Annotated in this window: 1 pseudogene; it reads left to right on the top strand. The window is 36.4% G+C overall.

The annotated features are described in order from the left end of the window. Positions 1-163 precede the first annotated feature (163 nt). A pseudogene (locus M663_RS14575) lies at positions 164-1,121 on the top strand (IS256 family transposase); the annotation flags it as partial.

Raw genomic sequence — 1,121 nt, 5'->3', positions numbered from 1 at the left:
TTAATTCTATCAAGTTTTACACCTCCATTTTCTCACTTTTCTATTATAACATAAAATTGTTAGTTAAGTCTATATAATTGTGTAAAAAGGGGTTGAGCCATTCCCCACCCCTGGTTAGAATAGAAATAGAAACAAACCAAAAATCTAACTGGAGGGATGAGAAATGGCTCAATACAATATTACCATAGATTCTGAAATTTTGCATTATCTTTTTGTAAAAGGAACAAAAGATGAAAAGTTAGCTAAATTATTAGAGTCTGTACTTAATCAAATCCTAGTGGCTCAAGCTACTGAGCAAATTAAAGCTGAACCTTATGAGAGAACAGAAGAAAGGCAGGATTATCGTAATGGCTATTATTCTAGAAATTTAGTTACCAGGGTTGGAACTCTCACCTTAAGAGTTCCAAGACTCCGCAATGGCAAATTTACCACTGACCTTTTTAACCGTTACCAGAGAAGTGAACAAGCACTTTTATTGGCACTAATGGAGATGGTGGTTAATGGAGTATCTACCCGAAAAATCGAAGAAATCACTTATGAACTTTGTGGGACTGAATTTTCAAAATCCACAATTTCTGAGCTTTGTAAAAATCTCGATCCCATTATTACAGCGTGGAATTCAAGACCTTTAAGAGAAAAAAGTTTTCCTTTTGTCATAGTTGATGCGATGGTGATAAGAGTAAGAGAAGAGGGACGTGTTCGTCAACGCAGCGTATTAATTGCTGTAGGCATAAATGAGGATGGCTATAGGGAAGTATTAGGCCTTATGATAGGAGACAGTGAATCAGAAGATAGCTGGAGTGAATTCTTTTCATGGCTGAAACAAAGAGGGCTCCATGGAGTTGATTTAGTAGTTTCCGATCATCATAGGGGACTTGTACAAGCTATTTGCCGACACTTCCAGGGAGCTACCTGGCAAAGGTGCCAAACACATTTTATGAGAAATATTCTTGATAAGACTCCAAGGGCTTTACAAAAAGAATTACATGCCAAACTAAAGCCTATTTTGAAGCACCAGATCTCAGAACAGCAAGGATGCTATTAAATCAAGTATTAGATGAATATAGAGATAAAGCTCCTAAAGCAATGGAAATTTTAGAAGAAGGATTTGAAGATGCAAT

Source organism: Thermoanaerobacter sp. A7A, assembly GCF_000445185.1.
In the GTDB taxonomy this organism is placed as follows: domain Bacteria; phylum Bacillota; class Thermoanaerobacteria; order Thermoanaerobacterales; family Thermoanaerobacteraceae; genus Thermoanaerobacter.
The sequence above is the reverse complement of the archived record's forward strand: the minus strand, read 5'-3'. Positions and strand labels throughout refer to the sequence as shown.